At 63.2% G+C, this 22,588-nt stretch carries 17 protein-coding genes; 9 read left to right on the top strand and 8 right to left on the bottom strand.

Annotated elements, in window-relative coordinates:
* Nucleotides 1–46 precede the first annotated feature (46 nt).
* Together rhaI and HNQ60_RS21520 are read right to left on the bottom strand one after the other, a co-directional pair.
* Nucleotides 47–1,354 (bottom strand): L-rhamnose catabolism isomerase, encoded by a 1,308-nt coding sequence (rhaI, locus tag HNQ60_RS21525; RefSeq protein WP_184334831.1) that lies wholly within the window; start codon nt 1,352–1,354, stop codon nt 47–49.
* A 62-nt stretch (nt 1,355–1,416) separates the two neighbouring features.
* Nucleotides 1,417–3,552 (bottom strand): bifunctional rhamnulose-1-phosphate aldolase/short-chain dehydrogenase, encoded by a 2,136-nt coding sequence (locus HNQ60_RS21520; RefSeq protein ID WP_184334830.1) that lies wholly within the window; start codon nt 3,550–3,552, stop codon nt 1,417–1,419.
* A gap of 202 nt (nt 3,553–3,754) precedes the next feature.
* Here HNQ60_RS21520 and HNQ60_RS21515 point away from each other — a divergent pair, with 202 nt between their 5' ends.
* Both HNQ60_RS21515 and HNQ60_RS21510 read left to right on the top strand, forming a co-directional pair.
* Nucleotides 3,755–4,558, top strand: coding sequence for a DeoR/GlpR family DNA-binding transcription regulator (locus HNQ60_RS21515; RefSeq protein ID WP_184334829.1), 804 nt, complete (start codon nt 3,755–3,757; stop codon nt 4,556–4,558).
* 19 nt (nt 4,559–4,577) lie between these two features.
* Nucleotides 4,578–5,942 (top strand): FGGY family carbohydrate kinase, encoded by a 1,365-nt coding sequence (locus tag HNQ60_RS21510; RefSeq protein WP_184334828.1) that lies wholly within the window; start codon nt 4,578–4,580, stop codon nt 5,940–5,942.
* 35 nt (nt 5,943–5,977) lie between these two features.
* On the opposite strand, the gene HNQ60_RS21505 is transcribed toward HNQ60_RS21510, so the two are convergent.
* Complete coding sequence (locus HNQ60_RS21505; RefSeq protein WP_184334827.1) at nt 5,978–6,841, bottom strand: DMT family transporter; 864 nt, start codon at nt 6,839–6,841, stop codon at nt 5,978–5,980.
* An 89-nt stretch (nt 6,842–6,930) separates the two neighbouring features.
* Here HNQ60_RS21505 and HNQ60_RS21500 point away from each other — a divergent pair, with 89 nt between their 5' ends.
* Together HNQ60_RS21500 and HNQ60_RS21495 are read left to right on the top strand one after the other, a co-directional pair.
* Nucleotides 6,931–7,335, top strand: coding sequence for a GFA family protein (locus tag HNQ60_RS21500; protein ID WP_184334826.1), 405 nt, complete (start codon nt 6,931–6,933; stop codon nt 7,333–7,335).
* 170 nt (nt 7,336–7,505) lie between these two features.
* Nucleotides 7,506–8,321, top strand: coding sequence for an isocitrate lyase/PEP mutase family protein (locus HNQ60_RS21495; RefSeq protein ID WP_184334825.1), 816 nt, complete (start codon nt 7,506–7,508; stop codon nt 8,319–8,321).
* A gap of 11 nt (nt 8,322–8,332) precedes the next feature.
* Here the strand turns inward: HNQ60_RS21495 and HNQ60_RS21490 are convergent, their stop codons facing one another.
* Nucleotides 8,333–9,124 (bottom strand): SDR family NAD(P)-dependent oxidoreductase, encoded by a 792-nt coding sequence (locus HNQ60_RS21490; protein ID WP_184334824.1) that lies wholly within the window; start codon nt 9,122–9,124, stop codon nt 8,333–8,335.
* A gap of 187 nt (nt 9,125–9,311) precedes the next feature.
* Between HNQ60_RS21490 and HNQ60_RS21485 the strand changes: the two genes are divergently transcribed.
* The 3 genes from HNQ60_RS21485 (at nt 9,312) to HNQ60_RS21475 (ending at nt 14,474) form a co-directional block, all read left to right on the top strand.
* A complete protein-coding gene (locus HNQ60_RS21485; RefSeq protein ID WP_184334823.1) occupies nt 9,312–9,935 on the top strand; it encodes an FMN-binding negative transcriptional regulator in 624 nt (207 codons plus the stop codon).
* Between the two features lie 79 nt (nt 9,936–10,014).
* Nucleotides 10,015–13,281: an amidohydrolase family protein gene (locus tag HNQ60_RS21480; protein WP_184334822.1), complete on the top strand. Its 3,267-nt coding sequence runs from the start codon at nt 10,015–10,017 to the stop codon at nt 13,279–13,281.
* 47 nt (nt 13,282–13,328) lie between these two features.
* The gene (locus tag HNQ60_RS21475) at nt 13,329–14,474 is read left to right on the top strand and encodes an amidohydrolase (RefSeq protein WP_184334821.1); all 1,146 of its coding nucleotides are present in this window, start codon (nt 13,329–13,331) and stop codon (nt 14,472–14,474) included.
* A gap of 197 nt (nt 14,475–14,671) precedes the next feature.
* On the opposite strand, the gene HNQ60_RS21470 is transcribed toward HNQ60_RS21475, so the two are convergent.
* Nucleotides 14,672–16,897, bottom strand: coding sequence for a TonB-dependent receptor (locus HNQ60_RS21470; RefSeq protein ID WP_184334820.1), 2,226 nt, complete (start codon nt 16,895–16,897; stop codon nt 14,672–14,674).
* A 301-nt stretch (nt 16,898–17,198) separates the two neighbouring features.
* The gene (locus HNQ60_RS21465) at nt 17,199–18,041 is read right to left on the bottom strand and encodes an AraC family transcriptional regulator (protein WP_184334819.1); all 843 of its coding nucleotides are present in this window, start codon (nt 18,039–18,041) and stop codon (nt 17,199–17,201) included.
* An 84-nt stretch (nt 18,042–18,125) separates the two neighbouring features.
* On the opposite strand from HNQ60_RS21465, the gene HNQ60_RS21460 reads away from it, so the two are divergent.
* Nucleotides 18,126–19,100, top strand: coding sequence for an alpha/beta hydrolase fold domain-containing protein (locus HNQ60_RS21460; protein WP_184334818.1), 975 nt, complete (start codon nt 18,126–18,128; stop codon nt 19,098–19,100).
* 2 nt (nt 19,101–19,102) lie between these two features.
* Here HNQ60_RS21460 and HNQ60_RS21455 read toward each other — a convergent pair whose 3' ends face one another.
* Together HNQ60_RS21455 and HNQ60_RS21450 are read right to left on the bottom strand one after the other, a co-directional pair.
* Nucleotides 19,103–19,624, bottom strand: coding sequence for a YidB family protein (locus tag HNQ60_RS21455; RefSeq protein ID WP_281382810.1), 522 nt, complete (start codon nt 19,622–19,624; stop codon nt 19,103–19,105).
* A complete protein-coding gene (locus HNQ60_RS21450; protein ID WP_184334816.1) occupies nt 19,621–20,316 on the bottom strand; it encodes a TetR/AcrR family transcriptional regulator in 696 nt (231 codons plus the stop codon). The genes HNQ60_RS21455 and HNQ60_RS21450 overlap by 4 nt, the downstream gene beginning before the upstream one ends.
* 73 nt (nt 20,317–20,389) lie before the next feature.
* Here HNQ60_RS21450 and HNQ60_RS21445 point away from each other — a divergent pair, with 73 nt between their 5' ends.
* Nucleotides 20,390–22,582 carry a TonB-dependent receptor gene (locus tag HNQ60_RS21445; RefSeq protein WP_184334815.1) on the top strand — a complete coding sequence of 731 codons (2,193 nt, stop codon included), beginning with the start codon at nt 20,390–20,392 and terminating at the stop codon, nt 22,580–22,582.
* Nucleotides 22,583–22,588: the final 6 nt, after the last annotated feature.

Genomic DNA, 22,588 nt, shown 5'->3' with positions numbered 1-22,588 from the left:
CTGTCGGCGATAACGTCCCGCTAAAGCGGGACCCACAGTCGAAGCCTCAGACGATTCCGCCCCCGAAGCTCAGGTTCGCCGGCCTGCGCGCCGCACAGGCCGCGCGATAACCGCTGCTGCGATAGGTGCCGATCGGATCGATCGCCGCGCCGCGACGCATGCGGGCCATCGCGAGGATCGGCTGGACGTCGGTCGTGAACGCACGTTTGAGCGTGTGCGAGGCCATGAGCGCATCGTTGTCCTGCTGGTACTCATCGAGTGTGCGGCGATCGACGAGCAGGGACTGCGCGTACGCCCGCTGCAGCTCGATCGCGCTGCTCATGAGGCTCTCGACGGGGTCAGTGACGTTGTGCGACTGGTCGAGCATATGCGCGAGCGCGAGGTCCGGCGTCTTGCGCCATTGAGCATCGACGAGCTCGTTGAAAATCAGGAACAGCCGGTACGGGTCGATCGATCCCGCATCGAGGTCGTCGTCACCGTACTTCGAATCGTTGAAATGGAAGCCGCCGAGACGGCGCGCATGCACGAGCCGGCTCACGATCATTTCGATATTCACATTGGGCGCGTGATGGCCGAGGTCGACGAGGCAGAATGCCTTCGGACCGAGCGTCTGCGCCGCCATCAGTGAACTGCCCCAGTCCTGGATCACCGTCGCATAGAACGCCGGCTCGTACATCTTGTGCTCGATGAGCAGCCGCCAGTCCGAAGGCAACGCTGCGTAGATCTTTGCAGCAGACTCGAGATACCGCTCGTACGCACGCGCGAGGTTCTGCTGGCCCGGGAAGTTCGCTCCGTCGCCGATCCACAGCGTCAGTGCTTTTGAGCCGAGCTGCGCACCGATCTTGATGCACTCGATGTTGTGCGCGATTGCCTGCTCTCGTACCGCGGGATCGGTATGCGTCAGGCTGCCGAACTTGTAGGACTGCGTCTGCCCGGGACGATCCTGGAACGTGTTCGAGTTGACCGCGTCGAAGCCGAGCTTCAGCTCATCGGCGCAGGCTTTCAGCCCCGCGATGTCGCCCGTCTGGTCCCACGGAAAGTGCAGCGAGACTCGCGGCGTCGCACCGGTCAATCGCTGGATCACGGAACAGTCTTCGAGCTTCTCGAAAACAGAGCGAGGCTCACCGGGCTGCGGAAAGCGCGCGAACCGGGTCCCGCCAGTGCCGACACCCCACGAAGGAATCGCGACTTCGAATGCAGCCACGGCGTTCGTGACCGAGTCGATCTCGATACCGTTGCGCGTGAGCAGCTCGCCCAGGCGCTGATAGTCCTGCTCGAGATCCGCCTGCAGGCGTGCGTTCGCTTGCTCGATCGCACGCGCCTGGATGAACGTGGCTGCGGGATTTCCCGTCATGACCTACCCCCTCGTCGTCCGGGGCCCGTCATGTCGTAACGACCGCGGGCCGCTCGATGTCGTCAGCGCGTGAATGCCTGGGCATTCCCCGCATCGACGTTGATGATGTTACCCGTCGATTTCGCCGAGCGCTCCGAGGCAAACCACGCGACGGCTTCCGCCACGTCCTCGGGATACACGCTGCGCTTCAACAGGCTGCGCTCACGATAAACCGATTCGAGCTCGTCGGTGCTGGTCTTGTACTGCTCGGCGCGCTGCTGGGCCCATTCGCCCTGCCAGATGCGCGAGCCGCGCAATACGGCGTCCGGATTCACGACGTTCACACGAATGCCCGCGACTGCGCCTTCGAGCGCGAGGCAGCGTGCCAGATGCAGCTCGGCGGCCTTGGCTGTGCAGTACGCAGCCGCACCAGCCGACGCAGCCAGAGCATTCTTGGAGCCGATGAAGACGATCGATCCGCCGATGCCCTGCGCTTTCATGAGCTGGAACGACTGGCGGCCGATCAGGAAGTAGCCCGTCGCCAGGATATCGATGTTGCGCTGCCATGTAGCCAGCGAGGTTTCATCGATCGGCGACGCGGATGCGATGCCCGCATTCGACACGCAGATGTCGATCCCGCCGAAGATCCAGCCGAGATCGCTGAATGCCTTGCCCACGGCATCTTCGCGCGTCACGTCGACCCAGCAGCCGGCGACGCTGTCCTTGCCGTATTGCGTCCGCAGACGTTCTTCCGCACCCGAGAGTGCATCGCGATCGATGTCGCAGATGACGACGCATGCGCCCTCGTCGAGCAACCGCTGGGCGCTTGCGATTCCGATGCCGCCGGCACCGCCGGTGATGAGCGCGATGCGGCCCGCAAGCGGCTTGGGCTTCGGCATGCGCTGCAGCTTCGCTTCTTCGAGATCCCAGTATTCGATATCGAACGCTTCCTGCTCAGGCAGGCCGCGGTAGGTCGACACGGCGCTTGCACCGCGCATCACATTGATCGCGTTGAGATAGAACTCACCGGCGATACGCGCCGTGGCTTTGTCGGCAGCGAACGTGAACATGCCGACGCCGGGAACGAGATAGACGACGGCATTCGCATCGCGAATCTTCGGCGATCCGTGTCGCTTGCAGCGCTCGTAGTAGGCCGCATAACGCGCTCGATAGTCTTCGACTGCAGGGCCGATGCGCGCGATCAGCTGCTCGACGGTTTCCTTCGCGGGATCGAATGGCAGAACCAGCGGCCAGATTTTCGTGCGCAGGAAATGATCGGGGCAGGACGTGCCCAGTGCGGCGAGTTCGTCGAGCTTGCCGCTGTTCACGAACTCGAGCACCGCGGGACTGTCGTCGAAATGTCCGATCTTGCGGACGTTCTTCGAGATCAAACCACGCACGCGTGGCATTACTGCCGCGGCAACTTCGCGGCGCTTCTCTGCCGACAGTGGCGCGGACTTCTGCGGCCCGAACGGCTGCCGGCCTTCACTCTGGCCTTCGAGCCACTGCGTCGCGCGGTTGATGATGTCGATCGTGTTCTCGTAGCACGCGACCGACGACTGCGCCCACGTAAAGAGACCGTGCGCTTCGAGAATGACGCCGCGCGCCTTCGGGTTCTCGCGCACGAACTTGCGCAGCCGCAATCCGAGCTCGTAGCCGGGTCGGATCCACGGCAACCAGCCGATCTCTTCGCCGAAGATCTTCTGCGTCAGCGCCCGGCTGTCGGCGGAAGCGGCAATCGCAATGATTGCGTCGGGATGCATGTGATCGACATGGGCATAGGGCACGAGCCCATGGAGAGGCGTGTCGATGCTGGCGGCGCGGGGATTCAGATCGAAGGTGCAGTGCGAGTAGAGCCGGACCATTTCCGCGTCACTCTCGGGTCCCTGGAAGAACCCCTCGAGCGACTGGAACTTCTCCATATATAAGGTGGCGAAGCCGTCCAGCTTCATCGTTCCCAGGTCGCCCCCGGATCCCTTCACCCAGAGCACCTCGACCGGATGACCGGTCAGGGGGTCTTTTGCAGTCACCTTGGCCGAGGTGTTGCCCCCGCCGAAATTGGTCACGCGCTTGTCGGAACCGAGCAGATTCGATCGATAGAGGAGCAGCTCGGGCGGGGAAAGCTTGGCGGCGACCGACGTATCCCAGCGATTTTCCAGCAAGTTCTGCCTGGACGGAGGCACGTCCTCCGCCGCTTGCCTGAACTTGGACGCGTCCATCAGACTCCCCCGTCAGCATTGACCCACGGGTGACACCCCGGGGCTTGTGGCGCACTGTGTATCATACGAATCGATCAGCTACAATCAGCATCGCGCATTTTCGATCAACTTCGCGAATCCGGTTCCGGGCCGGATCCGGGCCAGTGCGCCCGGTCGGAGGGTTTGGTCGGAGGGGAAGAGAGGCGCGCATCAAGGGGGGCTCATGCTCGAACGCGAACGGCACCATCTGATTCTCAAGCTCGTGGAGGAACGCTCCTTCGTGGGGGTCGCCGAGTTGCTGGAATTGCTCGATGCCTCCGAAGCCACCATCCGCCGCGACATCAATACGCTGGCCGAACGCGGTGAGCTGCGCCGGATCCGCGGTGGTGCCGAGGCCCTGCGGCCGCGACTGCAGTCGCATCTGGTCGGGATGCCGTTCTCGGTGAGCCAGGACATCGCAGTCGGTCAGAAGCGAGCCATCGCACGAGCTGCCGCGGCGCTGATCAACAAGGGCGAAAGCATCATCATCAACGGCGGCACGACGACGTTCGCGCTGGTCGAATTCCTGGCGGACCACGATCTCGATGTGCTCACGAACTCTTTTCCCATCGCGGCCAAGCTGCTCGCCACCAGCCGCAATCGCATCACCCTTCCCGGCGGCACGATCTACCGTGAACAGAACATCGTGCTGAGCCCTTTCAGCAACGACACGATCGACAACTTCTGGGGCCACAAACTCTTCACCGGCTGCTACGGCATCAACCGCTTCGGCATGATGGAAGCCGATCCGCTGATCGTGCAGGCGCAAACGAAGCTGCTGAAGCGGACGGAGGAAGTGATCGTGATGGCCGACAGCAGCAAGCTGCGACAGAAATCCGCGATGATCGTCACCGGCCTCGATCGCATCTCCACGATCATCACCGACGACGAAGCGCGTGAAGAAGAGCTCGAAGCCTTCCGCACCGCCGGCATCAAGATCATTCTCGCGAAAGCCACCGACGAAGACTCGCAGCAGAAGCTGGCCTGAGCGGGCCTCGAATCGCGCGATGCCGACGTTCATTGCCATCATCGACATCGGCAAGACGCATTCGAAGCTCAGCTTCATCGACGCGGCCACCGGCCGCGAGGCTTCGAGCCACAAGCACGCGAACGCCAGTATCGACTCGGCGATCGGCCGACAACTCGATGTCGCCGGCATCGAGCGCTGGCTGATCGAACGGTTTCGGTCAGCGCCGGAAACGGCTCACGTCGCAGCACTCGTGCCGATTGCTCACGGCGCAACCGCGGTGCTGGTCGATGCGAACGGCGATGTCGTGGCCGCCCCGGACTATGAAGATCCGCGCTTCGAGCAGATCAATGATGCTTATGCCCGCGAGCGCGATCCGTTCGTGGAGACGCTCTCACCTGCCCTGCCGCTCGGTCTGAATCTCGCGCGCCAACTGTTCTATCTGAAGCATCGCCAGGCGGAGGCCTACGATCGCGCGCGGCACGTCCTTCTATATCCTCAATACTGGGCTTGGCGATTCAGCGGCGTCATGGCGAGCGAGGCGACATCGCTGGGATGTCACACTGATCTGTGGCGGCCGCATGCCGGACAGTTCTCGGCGCTGGCACGCGCGAATGGATGGGATCGCTTGCTGCCCGATGTTCTGCCTGCGCGACAAGCACTCGGCACGGTGTCGGAATCGATTGCTGTCCAGACCGGACTGCCGCGCAGCTGCCGCGTGATCTGCGGTATCCACGATTCGAATGCGTCGTATCTGCAGTACCTGATCGATCGTCCGCGCGAGCAGCCTTTCGCCGTGATCTCGAGCGGCACCTGGACGGTGCTCATGGCGAACCGCGGCGATCTCTCGAATCTCGACGACCAGCGCGACATGCTCGCCAACGTCGATGCCTTCGGCTCACCGGTTGCAACAGCGCGATTCATGGGCGGCCGCGAGTATGAGGCGATTGCCGGACGGGCAGGCGCTGCGACCGAAGATGATCTCGCGGCCATCGTGAAGCGTGGCGCCTTCGCCCTGCCGGCATTCGCGCCGGCAGGCCCGTTCGCGGGGTCGAAAGGCCATCTGCTGAACGCATCTGATCTGACCGATCCGCAACGCCAGGCGCTCGCCAGCGCCTACTGCGCTCTGCTCAGCGATCTGCTACTCGACTTACTCGGTGCCAGCGGCGACGTACTCGTCGACGGCCCGTTCGCGTCGAATCCTCTCTTTCTCTCCCTGCTCGCAACGTGGCGCCCGCAGTCCGGCGTTCTATCGCGCTCCGCCAGCGGCGCCTGCACCCGAGCAGCAACCTATCTCGCGGGCTACGAACTCCCTGGCGACGACAAATACGCTGTCGTCCGCGCGTGCACGATTCCAAACCTCGACACCTATCGCTCCACCTGGCGCCGACACCTGCCAAGTTGACCTTCTCCCTGTCTGGCCAGTCGCCAGTAGCCTTCCTACACGTCCGCCATCGCGAGCGAGATCACTCCCGCGACGATGCACGCCGCTCCTACCATCCGTTCCGGCGCCGCCTTCTCCTTCAACAACCGCGCGCCAAAGTACGTCCCGATCAACGTCGCCAGCTCGCGCATCGGCGCGACATGGCTGATCGGCGCGACGCGCATCGCGTAGAGGACGAGAATGTAGCCGAGCGGACCGAGGATGCTGACGACCAGCGCCGGCTTCAGGTACAGACGGATTTCTTCCCGGACGCGCACGCGATCCATCCAGGCTTGCGGCGACAGCACAATGATCCGGAAGAGATTGCCCGCGTAGTCGACGATGAACGGCGAGATCAGCAGCACCTTCACCGCCCACCCATCGTTGATCGTGTAGGCGGCGATGAACACCCCCGTGACCAACCCGTAGGCAATGCCCGCTCGCGGCGCCTTGTGCGGCTCTCGCAAGAGACCCGCGACGAGCACGATGCCGGACACGACGAGCACTACGCCGAGCACCGATTGCAACGTGATGCGCTCGCCGAGCAGCAGCACTGCCGCGAAGAACGACATCAACGGGCCCGATCCGCGCGCGATCGGATACACGAGCGACAGATCCGAAGCGCGATAGCCGGCCTGAAGCACCAGCGAATAGCCGAGATGAAGAATCGCCGTGGCGGTCAGCGCGATCCAGTGCCGCAATTCGAAGTCCGGGCGTTCCACGATGGCGATCCAGAGCACGATCGGCGCATAGATCACCACCGAGCCGATGGAATAGAGCCAGACGAAGTGGCGCGATCCCGCGGCCCGTTTCGCGTAGAGATTCCATGTCGCATGAGTTGCTGCGGCCAGCAACACGGCGAGCAGAGCGGTCAGCGGCATGGGCTTCCGGTGAGTGAAGTCCGATTCACGACATTACTTGTCATGGTTAGTCGATATAACGGCATGCAGGAACAACAGGAGCGATTGCGATGCAAAAGACGTATCGGGGCAGCTGCCATTGCGGCAAGGTTCAGTTCGAAGCCGACATCGACCTGAGCGCCGGCACCGGCAAGTGTAATTGCTCGATTTGCACGAAGGCACGTCATTGGGGCACCTCCATCAAGCCGGATGCCTTCCGCCTGCTGAGCGGCGAGGCCGATCTTTCGGACTACCAGTTCAACAGCAACAGCGTCCATCATCTGTTCTGCAGGCACTGCGGCATCCGGCCCTTCGGTCGGGGCTACATCGAGGAGATCGGCGGTCATTTCGTTTCGATCAACCTCGGCGCGCTGGATGACGTCGGACCCGCGGAGCTCATTGCCGCGCCCGTGCAGTACTTCGACGGTCGGCACAATCACTGGGAACGGACGCCTGAAGAAACGCGGCATCTCTGACAACGTCGCGCCTCGGCGAAGTCCGAAAACAGCGAGTGTTTTCGCAGCAGCGAATCCATACTCGCCGTCATCGCCAGGCGCCTCGAGCCGAGCCATGCTGACGCGCGATAGTGGCGAACACCTGGCGGCGCACGCCGGCCCATCGTGATCTCGATCAACAGGATGCCCTCATGACGATCTCCCAAGCCGATCGCGCCCGCGCCTTCAGGTCACTGCATGAGCGGCCTGGCGCATTCGTCATCGCCAACGTCTGGGATGCGGGATCGGCTCGCATCATGGCCGGTCTTGGATTCGAAGCGCTGGCCACTTCCAGCGGCGCGTCGGCCAATACGCTGGGACGTCTCGATGGCAAGGTGACGCTCGATGAAGCGGTGTCGCAGATCAGATCGATCGCAGGCGCAACGGACCTGCCGCTCTCGGGCGATCTCGAGAAGGGGTTCGGCGATTCGCCCGAAGCCGCTGCGAAAACGATCCGGCTCGCCGCTGAAGCGGGTCTCGTCGGCGGATCGATCGAAGACGCCACCGGCGACCGTGCGAAACCGATCTTCGACTTCGAACTGGCTGTCGATCGAGTCGCGGCAGCCGTCGCTGCCGCTCGCAGCTTGCCGTTTCCGTTCACGCTGACCGGTCGCTGCGAAAATTTCCTGCATGGCATCGCCGATCTGGACGACACGATCCGGCGACTTCAGGCCTACGAGAAAGCCGGTGCCGATGTGCTCTTCGCGCCGCTTCTTCCCGACCTGGCCACGGTGAAAGCGGTTTGCTCCGCCGTTTCGAAACCCGTGAATTTCATGGTCGGCGTGCCGGGCAAGTCATTCAGCAAGGCGCAGCTCGAAGCCGTCGGCGTGAAGCGCATCAGCCTCGCGACGTCGCTGTATCGCGCAGCGATGAGCGGACTCATCCACGCAGCGAATGAGATCAGGGAGAGCGGCACGTTCGGGTATGTCGAGGGGCTGCAGGACATCAACCGGTTCATGAAGAGGTGACGGGTGACCCGTCAGAACGCACTCTTGATCGTCCCCCCATCCACCCTGACCGCCGCCCCCGTCGTCGCGGACGCAAGCGGGCTCGCCAGGTAAACCGTAAGCGCCGCGACTTCTTCCGGCGTCGCGAAGCGTTTGATCAGCGACGTCGGGCGGACCTTCTCGAAGAACTCCTTCTCGAACTCGGTGAAAGATTTGCCTTCGCTCTTTGCGAGGGCATCGACGAAATCGCCCACGCCGCGAGAACGCGTCGGTCCGGGCAGAACGCAGTTCACCGTGATCCCCGTGCCGGCAAGCGCCTCGGCGAGTCCGCGCGAGACGCCGAGCTGCGCTGTCTTCGTCACGCCGTAGTGGATCATCTCGGCCGGAATCTGCACGCCGCTTTCGCTCGAAATGAAGATGACGCGGCCCCAATTGGCGCGCTTCATCGCCGGCAGGCACAGACGCGTCAGGCGCACGCCGCTGAGCACGTTGGTCTCGAACAAGCGCATCCAGTCCTCATCGGGAATCTGCTCGAACGGCTTCGGCTCGAAGATGCCGAGATTGTTGACCAGGATCTCGATGCCCGGATGACGCTGCACCAGGGACTCGGCGGCGGAGGCCGTGCTGAGATCGCCGGCGAACCCGAGCACTTGCGCGCCCGTCGATGCGTGAATCTTCGCGATCGCTTCATCGACCGCCGCCTGCTTGCGGCCGTTCACGATGACTCTGGCGCCTTCGCGAGCCAGCGCTTCGGCGATGGCGAAGCCGATGCCGGCAGTGCTGCCGGAGACCAGTGCCAGTCGATTCTTGAGTTGCAGATCCATGGGCGCTCCGTTCGAGTGAGGCCGGATCGTCGACTGCCCGGTTCAACCGCGCAAGTCGCATTCCTACGGGCGCCGGTCTGGCCCGAACTCGCCGAAGATTGACCCGCCCCGGTGGGCTCTATCCGCCGCCGCTGCCTAATTTCCAAGGGATATCGGCGATCAGGCCGAGGCTTCCGGAGTTTCTCCCGTGACGACTCATCGCTTCGCCCCGCGTTCGGGCGAAGACATCGTGAACCTGGTCCGGACCCAACGCCTGGCGTGGGTCGTCTCGGCGAACGACGGGGACTTTCAGGCCACCCTTCTGCCACTGCTTCCGATCCTCGGTCCCTCGGGAGGCCTCGAAGGGCTGGCCGGGCATTTCGCACGCTCGAACGACCACATCGAGAAGCTGCGCGCACAGTCGCGCGCCCTGGTCCTGTTTCTGGGACCCAACGGCTACATCTCGCCTTCGTGGATACACGACAAGACCTGGGGCCCGACTTGGAATTACGCGGCCGTGCAGTTCGTAGTGGACATCGAGTTCATCGACGATCCCGCGTACACCGATGAGCACCTGAGCGAGCTGGTGACCACAATGGAGGCCGGTCGCCCGGAAGCCTGGAATATCGGCCTGATGGGCCCGCGCTATGCGACGCTCGCCCGGCACGTAACCGGCTTCCGCGCGCGGATCGTCGAGACCCGGGCCAGATTCAAGCTGGGTCAGGACGAGCGCGATGCCGTTCTCGGCGATATCACAGTCGCGCTGAATCGCGAAGGTCAGCACGATCTGCTGCAATGGATGAAAGAGTTCAACCCGCAAAGGCCTGCCTGATCCGGGCAGCGAGCGAGCTTCGCCCGAAGCTGTCCTCGCGGCACAATGCATTCATGAATCGATCGAGGTTGCGCGCGTAATGAAAGCGACGTTCTCCGGATTCCTGCTCCAGTGCTGTGCCATCGCAAGTCTCGCCGGCACTGCCCCGTTCGCGACGGCCGCTGACGAATCGCCGCTGAAGCCGGCCCGTCAGATCGAGTTCGATGTACACGAAGGGACGTGGCTTTCGCTGGACATCTCCGCGGATGCGCGCACGATCGTCTTCGAGTTGCTCGGCGACATCTATTCGATCGACGCGGGCGGCGGGGAAGCGAAGCTGCTGTTGGGCGGCCTGCCCTTCGAATCGCAGCCGGTGTTCTCGCCGGATGGCAGGAAGATCGCTTTCCTCTCGGACCGCTCGGGCAGTGAGAACCTCTGGATTGCAAACGCGGACGGCTCTTCGGCGCAGCAACTCACTCGCGACGAAGACGATCGCACGTTCGTGTCGCCCGCCTGGTCGCCGGACGGTCAGTACGTTTACGTGGCCCGATCCATTCCGAGCTACGGCATCTTCGAATTGTGGATGTATCACGTGCAGGGCGGCAGCGGTGTGCAGATCACGCGCGCGAATGGAGCCGGCGCCAAGGGTGGCGGCGGCGACATGCACGCCGCATCGCCCGTCGATGTGCGCCCCAACGCCATGGGAGCCGCACCGTCTCCCGATGGTCGCTACCTCTACTACTCACAGAAACTCGGTGGCTTCGAGTACAACGCAGAATTGCCCATGTGGAGCATCCTGCGGCGCGACCTGCGCAGCAACACGGAAGAGACGCTCATCTCCGCGCCCGGCAGCGCCATGCGCCCGGTCGTTTCGCATGACGGCAAGGTGCTTGCCTACGCGACGCGCTTCGAGGGCAAGACGGGTCTGCGCCTGAGGAATCTCGACACCGGCGAAGATCGTTGGCTCGCTTATCCGGTGCAGCGCGACGAGCAGGAAGCAATGACGTCCCGCGACCTGATGCCGGGCTACGACTTCACGCCCGATGGCCAGGCGATCCTGATCGCGTACGGCGGGAAGATCCGGCGCATCGCTGTCGACAGCGGCACGGCTGCGGAAGTCCCCTTCACCGCGCGTGTCAAACTCGACATCGGCCCCGATCTTCGCGGTCAACAAACGACGCCGACGGGTCCCGTTCGCGCTCGCGTCGTTCAAACGCCACGTCAGTCGCCCGACGGCAAGACGCTCGTTCTTTCCGCACTCGGCCAGCTCTACGTCATGCCTTTGCGCGACGGCGCGGCGCCGAAGCGGCTTACTCGCAGCAACGATGCTGAGTTCCATCCTTCCTGGTCGCAGGATGGGCGATGGATCACGTATGTCACGTGGTCCGCGAATGGGGGTCACATCTGGAAGGCGCGAGCGGACGGCGGTGGCTCACCTCAGCGCCTGACGACCGTTGCGGGCTATTACAGCGATCCCTTGTTCGCTGCCGATGGGAAGAGCGTCTTTGCGCTGCGTTCCAGCAACTACGCGCGCACGCGCACCCTGACTGACCTCTCGCCCGGCCGCGTTGCCGATATCGTGCGCATCCCCACCGGCGGTGGTGACGTTGCGCTGATCTCTCACGCATCAGGCGCACGCAGCCTGCACCTGACTTCCGATACGCAGCGCGTGTTCTTCTATTCCGATGGGGGACTGCAATCGGTGCGGCTCGACGGCAGCGATCGTCGAACCCATGTGCAAGTCAAAGGACTTGGACAACGCGTGCAGCCCGATCCGGTGAATGCACTCGACGCGCAGCTCAGTCCCGACGGTAAGTGGGCGCTTGCCCGCCTCGGCTCACACTTGCATCTCATCGCCGTGCCGCAGACCGGTGATACGGACTTCTCCGTCAACCTCGCGCAGCCAAGTGTTCCCCACAAGCGCGTTACGCAGTTCGGTGCCGACTACTTTGCCTGGGCCGATGGCGGCAAGACGGTGACATGGTCACTGGGTTCCACATTCTTCCGCCTGCCGTTCGAACAGATCACCTTCGATCAGCCGCAGAGCGTTGGCGAATCGCAGGCTCCGACCTCGCCGCCGAAGAGCGAGCCGCAGCAGTTCGTCGCGCAAGTCGAGTTGCCGCGAGACGTTCCTGGCGGAACCGTAGTGCTTCGAGGGGCAACCGCGATCACCATGAAGGGCGATGAGGTGATCGAGAACGCGGATGTCGTGATCGAGAACAACCGCATCGCAGCCATTGGCGCGCAGGGTACCGTCTCGATTCCAGCCGCCGCGACGATTCGCGACGTCACGGGGCGCTTCATCGTCCCAGGCTTCGTCGATACGCACGCCCACTGGTTCGAAATCCGGCGCGGTGTACTGGATCTGCAGAACTGGAGCTTCCTGGCGAACCTCGCCTATGGAGTCACGACCGGACTGGACGTGCAGCCGTTCACCAGCGACATGTTCGTCTACGAGGACATGATCGAAGCCGGCCTCATGCCGGGACCGCGCGCTCATTCCACCGGGCCGGGGATGTTTTCCGACAACCGGCTGAAATCAATGCAGGAGGCCCGTGACCTGTTGACGCGCTATCGAGATTTCTACGGCACGCGAAATCTCAAGTCGTACGCCATCGGCAATCGTCGCGAACGACAGTTCGTCGTCGCTGCTGCCGCGGAGCTCGGCATGATGCCTACCACCGAGGGCGCGCTGGATTTCAAACTCGATCTGACACATGCACTCGACGGGTTCGCAGGCAACGAGCATGCGTTGCCGACCGTGCCGCTCTACGAGGATGTCGTTCAGCTGTTTGCGCGCAGCGGGATCGGCTACACGATCACGGCACTCGTGGCCTATGGCGGACCTTTCGCTGAAGACCACTTCTTCATGACACAGGCTCCGGCGGACGATCCGAAGATCCGCCGCTTCATGCCGCCGGATGTCATCGACGCACGCACGCGCCGCGCCATCTGGTTCCGCGACAGCGATCAGATCTATCCGCAGCTCGCCGAAGGCGCCGCAAGGATCATGCGTGCCGGCGGACGCATCGGCGTCGGCAGCCATGGGCAGTTCCAGGGACTCGGCTATCACTGGGAATTGCAGGCACTGGCCTCCGGCGGTCTGACCCCGAAAGAACTCCTGCGGGCCGCAACGATGCAGAGTGCCGACATCATCGGTCGCTCGAACGAGATCGGCAGCCTCGAGCCGGGCAAGTTCGCGGATCTCCTGATCCTCGAGCACAATCCGCTCGAAGACATCCGCAACACTCTGTCGCTGCGACAGGTCATGAAGAACGGCCGGCTCTACGACGCGGATACACTGAAAGAAGTCTGGCCGCGCGAGCGCGCGTTGCCTGCTTTGTGGTTCAGCAATGACCGGCCATGATCGATTCCGCGTCATACTCCGCGTCAAACCCGCCTGACGAGATGCCCATGGCCGTCGACACCTCCATCGTTCGCGATGCCGTCGCGCTGAGACATCAGCTGCATCGACAACCCGAGATCTCCAACCGTGAGACGGGTACGGCGCGCGCCATCGTCGATTTCGTTCGCGATCATCGGCCCGACGAAGTGATCACAGGACTGGGCGGCACGGGCGTTGCGGCCATCTATCGGGGGGCAGCGCCAGGACCGACGGTGTTGTTCCGCAGCGAGCTCGATGCGCTGCCGATCGACGAACCCAACGACTTCGGACATCGCTCGCAGCATGCGCATGTCTCGCACAAGTGCGGCCATGACGGGCACATGACGATGGTCGCGGCCATTGCACCGCTGCTGGTGCGGTCACCGCTCGCGCGCGGTCGGGTTGTTCTGCTCTTTCAACCCGCGGAGGAGACTGGAGATGGCGCGGCCGCAATCCGTCGCGATCCACGCTTTGCGGCGATTGCCCCGGACTACTGCTTCGCGATTCACAACATGCCGGGCTACCCATTGCACCAGGTGCTGACACGCGAAGGGACATTCGCGATGGCATCGGTCGGCATGGCTGCGCGACTGGAAGGCCGCACCTCGCACGCTTCGCAGCCCGAACTCGGCGTGAGCCCGGCGTCCGCCGTCGCAAGCTTGCTGGGTGAACTCCCGTCGCTCGGGGATACATCGGACATCGATCAGTTCCGCCTGGTCACACTGACGCACGCGACGCTGGGCGAGCGATCGTTTGGGATCGCGCCGGGCGTTGCAGAGGTTCTTGCGACGTTGCGCGCAGCGAAGGATTCGGATCTGCAGTCACTGAAGACTCGTGCAGTCGCGATGGTCACGCAGGCCGCGAAGGCGGCGAATCTCTCACTCGATGTGCAGTGGCACGACGACTTCGCCGCGACGATGAATGATCCGGAAGCCGTTCGATTGATCGTCGCGGCAGCCGAATCGCTGGGCCTCCACTCGCAGCGTCTTCCGCAGCCCTTCCGTTGGTCCGAGGATTTTGGACTCTTCACGCAGGTGTCGAAGGGCGCGATGTTTGGATTGGGCGCTGGCGTCGACGCACCTGCGCTGCACAGCCCTGACTATGATTTTCCGGATGAGCTGATCGGGACGGGGCTGGGGATCTACCGGGAGCTGATCGCGAAGCTGCTCGGTTGAGTTCGTCATTCCCGCGAAAGCGGGAATCCATGCCTTTGATCCAGATGGACTCCCGCGTGCGCGGGAGTGACGGAGGCGCCGGATCGCCTACGGCGATGACGTCCGGCTAAAGCCGGACCCACAACAAGGAAAAGCGGATAGTCCCGATCACTATCCGCCATCCGCTATCCGCTATCCGCTATCCGCCATCCACTTCTTCAGAACGACCAGTCCAGGCTCACCCCGATCGTCCGCGGGCGCGTCACCGACGCGAGCGGCACGCCGAAGTCGCCGAACGGCCAGTTGAGGATGCCGTACTCGTCGAACACGTTGTTCACGAACGCGGTCACCATGACCGAGTCACCGAACCGCGTGCTCGCACGCAGATCGACGAGGTGATAGTCACCCTTTTCGCTCACGTTCGCGAAGGCCACGGGCGCTTCGGACAGGTACCGGTGCGCCAGAACGAACTGCGGGCTCAGGAACACGTCGTCGAAGGTGAGCGAGATCGTGTTGGACACCGTCCATTCCGACGAACCCGGCAACGTCGTGCCGATCGGGTAACCGCCGTTCGGCGCAAACGAGTCAGGCACGAATGCCGTGACTTCTGCGTCGATCCACGACACGTTCGCCTGCCACTCGAACACCTGGCCGGCGCGAACGGTCGTCGACAGTTCGACGCCATCCACTTCGGCGCCGCCTGCGTTCGATACATAGGCGTAGTACGTCGGTGCGGGCCCGAACAGACGAACCTGGATATCGTCCCACTTGATGTGGAACGCAGTGGCATCGACGAGCAAGCCGCCGCCGACGAGCGTCGAGCGCACGCCGATTTCGTAGTTCTGCACCGAGTCGCTGTCGTACGTGAGCTGCGAAGGCGTGAGGCCCGGAGGATTCGGGTTGGCGCCGCCGACGCGGAAACCTTCGGAATAGGACGCGTAGCCCATGAAGTCTTCGTTCGGCTTCCACGACAGCGTCACCTTTGGAGTGAAGCCATCATCCTTCTTGTCTTCGCTGTAGGAGTAACCCGGCGAAGCCTCGATTCCCTCCGCTCCGAACACCGCCTGCGGCAGACGGCCGATGTTGTTGTCGCTCTTCGCTTCGAAGAGTCGCCCGCCGGCCGTCAGCGACACCGTATCCGTGAAGCTGAACGTCACTTCACCAAACAGCGCCATTTCTTCGTCCTTGCGATGCACGAAGTAGCGATCCTGGTTGTCGCCGGGCGCGAGTGCGTCGCCGTCGAATCCTTCGTCATCGAGGAAACCCGCGAAGCCGTCCTGGTGCATGCTGTCGAGCGAATCCTTCGTGCTTTCGAGATACATCGCGCCGATCACCCACCCGATCTTGCTGTCGCCGGGCGACGCGATGCGCACTTCGATGCTCTTCGACTCGGACTCCGCTTCGCCGATGCCATAGACCGGCGTACCCAGCCCGCTGCCGAGAATGCCGGTCGGGAAATCGCGCGTGTAGTCGAAGATCAGATCGCTTTCCTTGTTCGCGAGCGCGCCCAGCATCGTGAGCGAACCGAAGCTCAGGTCCTGATCGAGCCGGAGGCTGTTCACCAGCATCTCGGTCTTGTGCGGCTCGGCGACATAGGTATCGCGCGTCAGTGTCGGCATCGTCACATACGTCTGATCTTCCAGATCCGTCTTCTGGTAGAGCGTGAGCCACGACAGCTTCGTTGCATCGCTCGGCTCGAAGACCGCCGACAAGCGCGCGCCGCGCGTCGTCAGATCGTTCGAGTCGTCCTGGCCCGTGCGAACGTTGTCCGCGAAGCCTGCGTCGCGGCGCTCTAGACCGACAACACGCACGGCGAACGTGTCCGACAGCGGCACGTTGACCATGCCCTTGATGCCGTAGTTGAAGTCGTCGGACTCATGCGTCTGTGACGCGGACGTCTGGACGGCTGCGTCGAAGCCTTCGGTGTCCGCTTCCTTCACGATGTAGTTCACGAGACCGCCGAGAGACGCCGAACCGAACAGCGTGCCCTGCGGGCCGCGCAACACTTCGACGCGTTCGAGATCGAACGTGTCCACGTCCGGGATGACGATCGGCCAGCCCGGCTCGCTCAGGGGAATTTCGTTGATGTAGTAACCCACCACGGCCTGGCCCTGCTCGTGATAGGTCGTGCCTGAAATGCCGCGGATCACGACTTCGGAAACGCCCGGCTGATAGTCGTTGAAGACGACACCCGGCAGGCGCGTGATGTAGTCGGAGAGGCTCTGCGCACCCAGCTCCTTGAGCTGATCGCCTGTGTAGGCGCTCACCGATCCGGCGACGTCCCGCAGTTCCTGCGCACGCTTGTTCGCCGTCACGATGACTTCGACGAGCACGTCGTCCTTCAGGTTCTCCGCCGCCATTACGCCGGATGCCGCGAGGCCGGCGGAGCCAGCCGCCAGGCAGAGAGTGGATCTGATGATGGTTCGCAGTGTGTTGTGACGCATGGTCCCCTCGATCTATTCAGCGTTGCCCCGTGGCGCCAGTGTGGTCGGCCGACATGTATCAACCGCCACGACCGGTTCCGATCGATGCTTCGAGCGGCCGGCTCTATGGACGTAGGACAAAAGCTTGCGCCCGGGGGCTGGTCGTTCGCCGATGTGGCAGGGTCGATCTCTATTGAGATCGGGCCACCGGGTCGTGGCTGTTGTGCGGAACGGACGGCCTGCGCACCGCGCTGAGGCGGGAGGACGAGGTCATGCACAACCTGAATGCAGCAACGACCGGATCGGTCGTTGCCTCGTCGCGTCACTCCGCTGTGTGTGACGCGCTTTCCTTGATGTACCGGGTCGGCGCGGCACCGAACGCCTTGCGAAACATTGCTGTGAAAGCACTGGGGCTGTTGTAACCGACATCGAGCGCCACAGCCGTGACCGCCTCGCCAGTCGCCAGCCGGGACAGCGCTTCCATCAACCGCACGTGCTGACGCCATGCCGCGAAGCTCATGCGCGTTTCCCGGCGAAACATCCGCGTGAAAGTGCGACGTCCCACACCGGCGACGCGCGCCCAGTCGTCGAGCGTATCGGCGTGCGCGGGATCGGCGAGAATCGCGCGACACACTCGTGTCAATCGCGGATCCTGCGGCATGGCAACGTGCAGCGGCACGCTGGGGGCTGCTGCAATTTCATCGAGAATCAAGGCCATGACGCGACCATCGCGGCCGTTCACGTCGTACTCGACCGGCATGCGTGTCGCTTCCAGGATGAGCTCGCGCAGTAAATCGGACACTTCGAGCACGCGACAGGTGTCCGACAGATCCGGCCGTGCACGCGGATCGATATAGAGCGTGCGCACGGAAACATGGCCACGGCAGTGGACTTCGTGCGCAACGCCGCCAGGAATCCATACTGCGCGCTGCGGCGGGACAACGAAGCTCGAATGATCCGTCGTTACCTGTGTAACGCCAGTGATCGCGTAGAGGAACTGTGCCCGCTTGTGCGAGTGCCGCGGATCGACGAATCCTCCAGGATATTCATCGGCGAGACCGGCGACCGGCCTCGGCACATCCTGGTAGTCGATGCCGCGAGTGCTGCGTTCCGGAGCGCCTGGCGCTTTCCGGATCTGGCCCGGACGAGACGATTGTTGTTCCATCGGCGACGGCACCCGCGGGGTGAGGTCAGTAGATTTTTTCACTCATATCACAGATTCGAACCGCCGCGAATGGAGCCCCCGAACTTGAGCGCCACAGGGAAGGATGCCGTACCGCAGACGCTGCTCGACCCCGAGGTCGGCCGCTTCAATGCAGCCGTGGGCGCGGGATTCAGTCGATACCCTGATTTCGCTGACCTTCCGCCACCGCAACGGCGACGGATCGCTGAAGAAGTGCGCGCCCCCTGGACCGCCGGCGGACCGGCCATGCATCGCCGAAGCGAGCTTCAGGTGCCGACGCGCGAAGCAACCGTGCGCGTGCGGATACATGATCCATCACCTGCCCCAGGCAAGCCCGCCATGGTTTATCTGCACGGCGGCGGCTGGACCTTGTTCAGCATCGACACTCACGACCGCTTGATGCGCGAATATGCGGCGCGCGCCGACATCGTTGTGATCGGTGTCGATTACTCGCTATCGCCAGAGTCGAAATTTCCGCGTGCACTCCATGAAAGTGTCGACGTCGTTCGCTGGCTTCGACAGCATGCGCAGGATATCGATATCGATGCGGCACGAATTGCAATCGGTGGAGATTCCGCGGGCGCGAATCTTTCTCTCGCCACCTGCCTGTCACTGCGGGACACCGGCGATGACGATGCGGTGCGAGCGATGGTGCTGAACTACGGCGCGTTCGATCGCAGCATCTCCGACCTCGCAGCGAGTCGGCTCGGAGCGCCGGGCGCGATGCTGGAGGCCGCGGAGATGGAACAGTTCTGGCTCAACTATCTTCGCGACGCGACTGACATTGACAATCCTCTGGCGTGTCCGCTGCGCGCCGATGTCTCGGGACTGCCGCCGGCCTTTCTTGCGATTGCGGAGCTGGATGTCCTGGCCGAGCAAAGTGTTGCGCTGACGGCAAAACTCAGAGCCGCAGGCGTTCCCGCGCATAGCGCGATCTACAGCGGTGCATCACACAGCTTTCTCGAAGCCGTTTCCATCGCGGCTGTCAGCGACCGTGCGCTCGCTGAAACGTCCCAGTGGCTTCGCGATCAGCTTGGCTGAAGCTATCCCAGAAGTTTACCGACCGAGGCGAGCAAGCCACCCAGGTCGTTCGCGGACGGTGCTTTGCCGCCCGGCGAGATCTTGTCGACCACCTGCGGCAGCAAGCCGGAAAGCGCGTTGGCGGTTTCCGGAACGCCGATGCCGGCACCCTTGGCGAGCGCGGACAACGCCCCGTCGCCGAACACCTGCTGCACCTGCGACGGCGAAATCGGCAAATTCGCTCCGGTGCCCAGCCACGATTGCAGGATGTTGCCGAGCCCTTGCTGCTGGAATGCAGCCATGAGGTTGTTGAGCGCGCCGGGTTTGCTGAGCATCCCGATCAACTGCTGCAACAACACGGCGTTGAGACCGCCGCCCTTGGCACCCGCGCCCCCGCCGAGCGCAGCGCCGACGACCTGATCGAGTAGACCCATGACTTCATCTCCGCGTGAACCATCCCGTGCGCGCGGAGCATGCGCGCCGGGTTCACGATTCGCATCGGGGAATACACCACCGCACGGAAGCGGCTGACTCGACGGAGTCAGCGAACCTTCAGTCGCTCGAAGACGCTCTGCACGTAGCGACGCATTCCGGTCGCCATCGACACCTTGCCCCCGCTAAGAATCCACTGCAGCCGCAGGCCGTCGAGGACCGCGATCATGAGCTCGGCCTCCGTCTTGGGATCCGTCGCTTTCGAGAGGACTCCCTTGTCGCGCGCATCGGTAAACGCATTGGCGATCTGGCGACGGAAACGCTGATAGCGTTCGCGAAAGTATCGGTTGACCGCCGACTCGTCCTGCAAGTGCTCCGCCGACAGCGTTACGTCCAGAGCCGTCAACACGGGATCATCCTCGAGGTCCGCGCCGAACGTCGCCATGCGTTCGATGAGCGCCATGCCTGAATCGTCGGGAACGCGGCTTAGCGCCAGATCCTGCTCGCGATCGCCCTCTTCGATCACTGCCAGCAGCAGATCGATCTTCGTCGGGAAGTGATACAGCAGGCCGGCATCGGTGATGCCCGCCTCCTTCGCGACGCTCATCAGGCTCGTGCCCTTGAAACCGGATTGCGCGAACAGCCGTCGGGCCGCCTGCAATACGGCTTTGCGCCGCGCACGGCCACGCGACTGTCGCGTACCTGCCGGGAGCACAACCCGTGCCGGCCCCGTATCCGTCGGGCTTTTGGTGTTCTTGCGTCTTGCCGCCATCGCGAAAAGTGTTGCACGAAATACCTCGTGCATGCTAGATATTTACACAATACCTAGTGACCACTAGGGAACACAGGAACAGCGTCCTGGCACAACAGGGGGAGTCATGAAGCGTTTCGTATCGACCGCGATTTGCGCCGGGCTGGCCGGCATGGCTGGCGTCAGCGCCGCACAGGAGACACCGTCGGCGGCACTCGAAGAGATCATCGTCACCGCGCAAAAGCGCACCGAAAACCTGCAGGACGTGCCCATTGCCATCAGCGCGATCGGCGCTGACCGGATCGAGCAACTGAACGCGACGCGTCTCTCCGATCTGGCCAACGTCGCACCGGGTCTGAGCCTGGATCGCGGTTCCGCCAACGACACGGTCTACATCCGCGGCGTCGGCGGTGGTGGTCGCAATATCGGATTCACCGGGCGCGCCGGCGTCTACCTCGACGGCGTCTACATCGGTCAGCCTTCCGCGTTGAATCAGCCGATGCTCGACATCGAACGCGTCGAAGTGCTGCGCGGCCCGCAGGGCACGCTGTTCGGTCGCAACACGGTATCGGGTGCAGTGAACATCATCACCGCCCCACCCAGCAGTGATTTCAGCGGCGACGTGCGCGTTTCCGGCGGCAATTATGACTACCGGGGCGTGACGGCCGGCGTGAACGTACCGCTCGTCGAAGACAAACTGCTCACGAAGCTGTCATTCTCCGATGAGCGTCGCAACGGCTTCACGACCAACCTTTACAGCGGCGACGACGTCATCGGCTCGCTGGATCTGCAGTCCTGGCGCCTCGGCCTGCGGGCGTTGCCTACCGATGCACTGACGATGGATCTCATCGTCGACTACACGCAGGACGACTCCTTCCGCTCAGGACCTGAGTCCGTTTCCAATCTGACGGGCGGCGGCACCACCGACCCGAATGCGCCTGCGCCGTTCGAAACGAACACGAACACGCCGCGCATGAAGGAAGCAGTCAACAAGGGCGCGAACCTGAACATCACGTACGAGTTCGCCAACGAGATGACGCTCACGTCGATCTCCGCCTATCGGGACAGCCGCCTCTTCATCCAGGCCGACAACGACTACAGCCCCGCCGATCTCGTGTACACGCGCTACTCCGACGACTTCGAGCAGATCTCGCAGGAACTGCGTATCGCGTCGCCGACGGATCAACGCGTTCGCTTCGTCGCTGGCGTGTTCTTCCTGCAGGAAACGGCGGAAACCGAGCGCATTGCATTCTGGGGCGCGGGCGCCGGCGGTCTCGGACTGGGCCTGGCACCGAACTCGAACACACCCTCGAACGCGCGAATCGTCACGGATTCCTACGCGGCCTTCGGCTCCGTCGACTTCAACATCACGGACAACTGGATCCTGAACGCCGGCGCCCGCTACACGATGGAGAAGCGCGACCTGCTGTTCAATCTCGATGGCTCGACGAGCGGCCTGGTCGGCATTGCAACGCTCAACAACTTCCGCGACGACGACGAGGAAGACAAGCTGACGCCCGCCGTCGGACTCACTTGGAAGATCAGTGATACCTCGAACCTCTACGCCAAGTACTCCGAAGGCTTCAAGAGCGGCGGCTGGAACATCGACTTCCTCAATCGCAACCAGGTGCTCGACCTCAACGGCGACGGGCGCGTCGACTTTGCGTTCGATACCGAGACGGTGAAGTCGTACGAGATCGGCGCGAAGACGGAGTTCTTCGATCGCATGCTCCGGGTCAACATCGCCGCGTTCCAGGCCGACTATCGCGACTATCAGATCAACCGTTTCAATCGCTTCGGCGGCATCACGGTCATCCAGCTGAGCAACGCAGCGGAAGTCGCCACGACAGGCGCTGAGCTCAGCATCGAGGCAGTGCCGTTCGATCAACTGCGTCTGACACTGGATGCAGCCTACATCGACGGCTCCTTCGAGAACTTCCCGGGCGGTGGCGCCGCGGGAGCAGATGCCAGCGGCAACCAGCTCCCCTTCTCTCCGGAGTGGTCAGGCAGCGTATCGGCGCAGTACACGCAGCCGATCGCAGCCTGGAATGGCGATCTGGTGGTCTTCGCGCAGTATGCGTATCGTACGGACACGTATGCGGGCCAGGAAAATCTCCCGGCGCAGTATCTCGAATCGCGGGGACTGCTGAACGCGCGGATTGCCCTGCGCTTCGCGGACCGGTGGGAACTCGCTGTGTTCGGCAACAACGTGCTGGAAGAAGAGTACCTCACGAACCGGACGAGCGATTTCTTCGGCACGCGCTTCGTCGAACGCGGCGATCCGCGGACGTACGGGGCCGAGATCGCATTCCAGTTCTGATCGCAG

Origin of the sequence: Povalibacter uvarum, assembly GCF_014202975.1 — a bacterium.
Classification (GTDB): Bacteria; Pseudomonadota; Gammaproteobacteria; order Steroidobacterales; family Steroidobacteraceae; genus Steroidobacter; species Steroidobacter uvarum.
The sequence above is the reverse complement of the archived record's forward strand: the minus strand, read 5'-3'. Positions and strand labels throughout refer to the sequence as shown.

Excerpts from the sequence above, each read along its gene's own strand:
- rhaI (WP_184334831.1), bottom strand. The coding sequence starts at position 1,354 with ATGACGGGAAATCCCGCAGCCACGTTCATCCAGGCGCGTGCGATCGAG.
- HNQ60_RS21520 (WP_184334830.1), bottom strand. The coding sequence starts at position 3,552 with ATGGACGCGTCCAAGTTCAGGCAAGCGGCGGAGGACGTGCCTCCGTCC.
- HNQ60_RS21515 (WP_184334829.1), top strand. The coding sequence starts at position 3,755 with ATGCTCGAACGCGAACGGCACCATCTGATTCTCAAGCTCGTGGAGGAA.
- HNQ60_RS21510 (WP_184334828.1), top strand. The coding sequence starts at position 4,578 with ATGCCGACGTTCATTGCCATCATCGACATCGGCAAGACGCATTCGAAG.
- HNQ60_RS21505 (WP_184334827.1), bottom strand. The coding sequence starts at position 6,841 with ATGCCGCTGACCGCTCTGCTCGCCGTGTTGCTGGCCGCAGCAACTCAT.
- HNQ60_RS21500 (WP_184334826.1), top strand. The coding sequence starts at position 6,931 with ATGCAAAAGACGTATCGGGGCAGCTGCCATTGCGGCAAGGTTCAGTTC.
- HNQ60_RS21495 (WP_184334825.1), top strand. The coding sequence starts at position 7,506 with ATGACGATCTCCCAAGCCGATCGCGCCCGCGCCTTCAGGTCACTGCAT.
- HNQ60_RS21490 (WP_184334824.1), bottom strand. The coding sequence starts at position 9,124 with ATGGATCTGCAACTCAAGAATCGACTGGCACTGGTCTCCGGCAGCACT.
- HNQ60_RS21480 (WP_184334822.1), top strand. The coding sequence starts at position 10,015 with ATGAAAGCGACGTTCTCCGGATTCCTGCTCCAGTGCTGTGCCATCGCA.
- HNQ60_RS21475 (WP_184334821.1), top strand. The coding sequence starts at position 13,329 with ATGGCCGTCGACACCTCCATCGTTCGCGATGCCGTCGCGCTGAGACAT.
- HNQ60_RS21470 (WP_184334820.1), bottom strand. The coding sequence starts at position 16,897 with ATGCGTCACAACACACTGCGAACCATCATCAGATCCACTCTCTGCCTG.
- HNQ60_RS21465 (WP_184334819.1), bottom strand. The coding sequence starts at position 18,041 with ATGGAACAACAATCGTCTCGTCCGGGCCAGATCCGGAAAGCGCCAGGC.
- HNQ60_RS21450 (WP_184334816.1), bottom strand. The coding sequence starts at position 20,316 with ATGCACGAGGTATTTCGTGCAACACTTTTCGCGATGGCGGCAAGACGC.
- HNQ60_RS21445 (WP_184334815.1), top strand. The coding sequence starts at position 20,390 with ATGAAGCGTTTCGTATCGACCGCGATTTGCGCCGGGCTGGCCGGCATG.